Genomic DNA, 5,091 nt, shown 5'->3' with positions numbered 1-5,091 from the left:
CTAGGGATGTGCCGCTCTCGACCCGAGCCGTGCAAATTCTGACGGAACTCTCGAAAAAACCGCGCCATTCCAGCGAACGGGTTCTGTTGATCTCGCCCGATGCGCTAAAGAAATCCTTCACCCGCGCTTGTGAACGCGCAGGAATCGAGAATCTGCATTTTCATGACCTTCGGCACGAAGCCACGTCACGCATCGCCGAGCGCTTGGACAATGTGCTGGAACTGTCGGCTGTCACTGGTCACAAAACGGTCCAGATGCTCAAGCGGTACTATCATCCGCGTGCGTCCGATCTTGCTTTGAAACTAGGCTAACAGACGTCGCAGATTTGTGTCGGCCTAAGTTGGGACTCGATGTGAATCACCAGTTCAAGCCCAGCGCGACCCAATAACCTTATTCGGTCGCTCAAAAGGCGAACAGCAATGCCTTGGCGATAGAATCTCGCAGGTTTTCACGAGTTTTGCCACTGTTCGCGACGCCCATTCGCCTTTTGAGCGACCGGATTGGATATTCCAATACTACAAGGGCATGCTGGCAAAGGTGCGCACAAAAACGTTTCCTCGATCGTCGGCGCATTCGTGGCCTTGCACCCGCCTCGTCGACAAGGATCCGGCTCCCGATGACATGCGCAAGCGGGTGCTTAAATCGCGGAATTGTGACAGCCTACGCCTGCGCTGCGATCCACTTTTCAACGAGCTCTTTCATTTTGCTGAGTGCGTCGGCTGCGCTCTCGCCCCAAGCTTCTCCAGGAAAAGGTACGTCAACACCAAGCTTCCGATCGACCATCCTCGTCACCTTAGCGACGTGTGTCGTCTTTCCCATAGGCCGTATGGCTTCAGTGTGAATGCTATAGCCATAACGCTCAGTTGATTCGTCCCGGTCAACCATTGATACTCCTCGAAGCTAACAATTCCTCGAACTCCCCAAGACCCACGTTGCTCGATCGCGAGCGCAGAGAACTCGCGCGCCCCGTTTGCCGCGTCTAAGCTACAGGGCAGGCAACGCGACGGTCGTCATAGGGACCGACGAGGTCGAAGATCGCAGCATAACTGCGTCACCGCCCAAGTGCAGGCCAGAGCCATGGCGATCGTTGATCGCATAACCTGTTCCTTGTACGCGCACAGCCCCAAACCATTCCGCATGCCCCTTTATTAATCAAGTTCCGGGCAAATGTCGCCACTCAGTGCATCCCGTGATTGCCAGAAAATCCGGTTCGGGATATCGGATAACCCGCCTTATGCAGTCGCCGGCAATGGGTTGCACGCACCTGTCTTCGTGCTCCACGGGTTCATCCGTCTCGTAGCCGTGACTGATGAGATAGATGCGAATAAGCTTCATCGCGAGGCGGTGTCCGGGGGCGAGTGAAGCCACGGGCACGTCGGCCTCGACCACACACGGTGTCCCGATCGCGCGCAGGATCGGTGACGTCACAGGGTCGTTCTCATGCAAGTTATAAAGTGCCTCACCGCCCCAATGGCGAAAAAAGCGCCCAATGCCGTGCTCGCCTGCCCGACGCGGCGGGAAAAAGCAAAACCACAGTCGGCCGGCACGGTTGCTCTCGTCAGCCTGGTTGACTGCTACAAGCCGGGCGCTGGCATCGGCAGTCAACTGGCCCACAGTGACCAGTGCATGGATGCGCCGCCGCAGCGTCGCGCCATCGGGCAGTTGCATGCCGGAGCAGACGATCTGCGTGATTTCGTCGTCCGTGAGACGCGTGCAGTGCCAGCCGGTGACCGAATAGGGCCTGAGAGCGTCGCCCACGGCGCGGACCGCCTCGTCATAGGCCAAGGGAGCTAACTTCCATGCGGCGACCTCCCAGTTCAGGAACAGTTCGTGGTAACAGTCCAGAAGCGAGAGCAGTGGAACAGGCCACGCCTCTGGTTGGTCAAGCGGGATCAGCTGGCGGGTCATCAGGCCTTCTCCGGGCTGGTTGCGGTCGGATAGACGGATAGGACGATACGGGCCGTCGTGGGCTACAAGTACATTGGCGCCAAGCGGGATATTTGAAGCTTTTACTCAGAATTTGGGAGCGACATCCCGAAGCCAGTTGCAGGCGACCCCGAGTGTAATTATCTTCAGACGCAGCAGGAGAATCCCCCTCCCCCGGCTGCGCCATCGCCCCAGCCGATAGCCTCAAGCTCTGAGGCCGGACGCCAGAACCGATCGCTGATCGCGAACGCCTGCTCGGCCGCGACGACGATCTTGCCGATCGCGGCCCAGTTCTCATGGATGCTCGCGATGGCCGCTTCGTCGCAGGCCCGCCAGAAGGGATGTTCCTCCTAGCGAGTCTCGGATTCGTAGCCGCTACCCTCCCCGCGCCCGATACGCCAGTTCACATAAATGCCAAACAGTTCCTTCGCCTTGGCGACATCGTCCTTGGCGTTGTCCTTCCGGATCACCCGCACCCGATAATCATCGACAGTACTGCCGTCGAACGCCTGCGCAAGCGCGCCGGCGTTGAGCACCATGATGCGGTGCTTCAGATACGTCTCGAGTCCATCGTCTCCGGCAATGCCTTTGTCCCGGGCAAGCGACACGCCCGCAGCACCGTGGAAGGCATCCCGGTTGTAGGACTGCTGCCCCCGGCGCACCTCCAGGTCGACGAGCGGGAACCCTCCCACGGCCATCGCATCTATCGCGCGCCGGCGTTGCTTAAACGATCATTTGCGCAATCCCGATATAGAGCCAAAGGGCGGAGTTCGGCCATCTACGGTCTTTCGGTTGCGCAATCGGACGGACGTTCGAGCGTCGGATCCGCCCAGTCAACGGACCTTCCGTCGGTGGTCAAGCTCGCCAACTGATCGGCCGGCGCGGTGGGTCGCTCTTGGGCGTGGCAGCTAAAAGCTACAAACCGATCAAACGTCACGCGGCTTCCAACAGCCCCCCGAGCCGCTGCGGCCGATGCCCCCCGACAAAGCGTGGCGTGGTCTGAAAGGACGAAAGGCTATGGGAGGCAACCTTCGATCACACATTGATTCAAGCCCAAGTCTTGTGAAGTAGCTTCGCGGACTACGCTACGAGTTCGCAATCCAGAATCCACGCGGAGAATGTGCGGTTTCGCACAGAAAGGATTCGAATAATCATCTATTGATGTGTAGGCACAACTCTCTGGGAATGCGGAATAGTCAGAAATAGAATGAATGGGGATGAGGGGCGTCTCCTAATATTCGCCCTATGCCTTCTCATGTAGGCATTGTGGTCTATACGCATGTATGCGCCAATCAAAGGAGAAAGCTTTATGATCACTTCAAATCCGGATCAAAAATCACTTCCCTCAATATCGCTTCAGGATATTGTTGTTAATGCGGACGGTAGTCTGACGATTAAAAATGATAAATTAACGGCCGCAATAAAAAATGCGCAGGCTGTTGATAAGCAAGCCTTAAAGCCACTAGATACAACAATAAACATTATGTGTTGCTCGGTTCCCATTTCTCTTTAAGAGACGTTGCTCGTCAGTGTTTTGGGCATGGCTGGTTTTTTGGAAGGTGACCGTTATTCAAAGAGGTTTGCATGTCTATAGAGCCGGCCATTTTGGAGCGAATTGACTTTTTCAATTCGCTTCACTTAATCATACTGCCAACTGAAAAGTGCAATTTTAGGTGCACATATTGCTATGAGGATTTTTCTCACGGAGTGATGCCCAGAGAAATACAGGACAGATTGGTTCGTTTTTTAGCAATGCGGATCCCTAAGCTTCGCAAGTTGATAATATCATGGTTCGGTGGCGAGCCGCTCTTGGCGCCTAGTGTAATAAAATCAATTGGATTTTTTGCAAAATCTGAATGTGACAAATTAAACGTGGAGTACATCTCCGATATAACAACAAACGGATACCTTCTCGACGAAGAGTGTCTTGATTGGTGTATAACGGCTGGCGTAAAGAGTTATCAGATAACCTTGGATGGCGTGGGAAAAACCCATGATCAATCTAGACGCCTTGCTGGAGGGGGTGGAACGTTCGAAAAGGTTTACGGTAGTCTTGTGCGATTAAAAAATCGAATCGAAAATGACTTGTCCGTCACAATACGAGCACATGTCAATGCAGGCACCGTAAAGGAAGCAAGTGAATTTATTAAGATGCTGTCAACAGATTTCTCCGGGGATGAAAGATTTAGGGTGTTGATTCGATCTGTGGGGAATTTTGGGGGATCAAATGGTTCGAATGTTAAAGAGGTGAATGATCGAGAGGTCATCGACTCTCTGCAGGAATTTGCGAAGAGTTTGGGATTGAATATCGTTAATTCAAATTTGAGTGATTATATTTGCTACGCATCAAAACCTAATTCGTTTGTTGTGCGCTCCAATGGAACCTTGGGGAAATGCACTGTTGCGCTAAATGATGCTGAAAATAATATTGGTGAAATTACCGCGACAGGAGAGGTTGCGGTAGATCATCGATTGCTTAGAACATGGATTGCGGGGCTTGAGTCCGGCAATCGGCAGGAGCTGGCGTGCCCAAATAGCATCCGATCTTTTCCTGTGAAGATCATTGCTCAAGACCCGCCTCAGAAGCTCGCATGACCATTCCTCTTAGGAGAGACAGATGCCTTTGGCGTCTCCGCGTGAATGCAATAGGGCTCATTAGTTGGCGGAAAGTGTTTTATCAGCGCCGTTCGACAGATGCAGCTTTTTCGCCGCATGCTCAAGAAGGTGTGGAGCGGCCGGGCGATCCGAGCAGCACGATCTGCTCGTCGGTGCTGATATCAGTGCGCTACTTCTTTTGACTGCCTGATCTTCCGCTCGGCCATGAACGGACGGTCGCTTCCATCGAAAGTCGATTTTCCGGCGACCGCTTCGATTGGGACAGCCTACGTTTGCGAGTGTAGCTGGGGCCGCTGTGCCCGCCCGCGGAGCGAGGAGAGCGCTAAACAGCACCGCAGAGAGAGGAGAACGCCCCCGCCAGTAGGACGAGCAGGCGCGTCGCAACCACTCAAAGATCCGGACGCACGCGCTCGTCTGATAAGCGTATTAACCGTCGCGATCGTTGTCACGCTGACGATCTTGACGAGACCAAGAATTCAGACAGTTCGAAAAATGGAACGGTGCCGTCCGACCAAACTCGCAGACAGATCGCTATTCAATTGCTTCTAG

5 protein-coding genes are annotated in these 5,091 nt (G+C 54.2%); 3 read left to right on the top strand and 2 right to left on the bottom strand.

Going from position 1 to position 5,091, the window contains the following annotated elements; genetic code table 11:
• The coding region (locus tag PQQ96_RS41585; protein WP_408303163.1) for a site-specific integrase at window positions 1–311 on the top strand (311 nt) is incomplete at its 5' end.
• 841 nt (window positions 312–1,152) lie between these two features.
• Here the strand turns inward: PQQ96_RS41585 and PQQ96_RS41580 are convergent.
• Together PQQ96_RS41580 and PQQ96_RS41575 are read right to left on the bottom strand one after the other, a co-directional pair.
• On the bottom strand, window positions 1,153–1,908 hold the full coding sequence (locus PQQ96_RS41580; protein ID WP_408303161.1) for a hypothetical protein: 756 nt from the start codon (window positions 1,906–1,908) through the stop codon (window positions 1,153–1,155).
• A 368-nt stretch (window positions 1,909–2,276) separates the two neighbouring features.
• A complete protein-coding gene (locus PQQ96_RS41575; RefSeq protein WP_408303159.1) occupies window positions 2,277–2,624 on the bottom strand; it encodes a hypothetical protein in 348 nt (115 codons plus the stop codon).
• A 611-nt stretch (window positions 2,625–3,235) separates the two neighbouring features.
• On the opposite strand from PQQ96_RS41575, the gene PQQ96_RS41570 reads away from it, so the two are divergent.
• Window positions 3,236–3,439 carry a hypothetical protein gene (locus tag PQQ96_RS41570; protein WP_408303157.1) on the top strand — a complete coding sequence of 68 codons (204 nt, stop codon included), beginning with the start codon at window positions 3,236–3,238 and terminating at the stop codon, window positions 3,437–3,439.
• Between the two features lie 71 nt (window positions 3,440–3,510).
• Window positions 3,511–4,521, top strand: a complete 1,011-nt coding sequence (locus PQQ96_RS41565) for a radical SAM protein (protein WP_408303155.1) — start codon at window positions 3,511–3,513, stop codon at window positions 4,519–4,521.
• Window positions 4,522–5,091 lie beyond the last annotated feature (570 nt).

The sequence above is a fragment of the Paraburkholderia sediminicola genome (assembly GCF_046027825.1).
GTDB lineage: Bacteria > Pseudomonadota > Gammaproteobacteria > Burkholderiales > Burkholderiaceae > Paraburkholderia > Paraburkholderia sediminicola_D.
The sequence above is the reverse complement of the archived record's forward strand: the minus strand, read 5'-3'. Positions and strand labels throughout refer to the sequence as shown.

Excerpts from the sequence above, each read along its gene's own strand:
- PQQ96_RS41580 (WP_408303161.1), bottom strand. The coding sequence starts at position 1,908 with ATGACCCGCCAGCTGATCCCGCTTGACCAACCAGAGGCGTGGCCTGTT.
- PQQ96_RS41575 (WP_408303159.1), bottom strand. The coding sequence starts at position 2,624 with ATGGCCGTGGGAGGGTTCCCGCTCGTCGACCTGGAGGTGCGCCGGGGG.
- PQQ96_RS41570 (WP_408303157.1), top strand. The coding sequence starts at position 3,236 with ATGATCACTTCAAATCCGGATCAAAAATCACTTCCCTCAATATCGCTT.
- PQQ96_RS41565 (WP_408303155.1), top strand. The coding sequence starts at position 3,511 with ATGTCTATAGAGCCGGCCATTTTGGAGCGAATTGACTTTTTCAATTCG.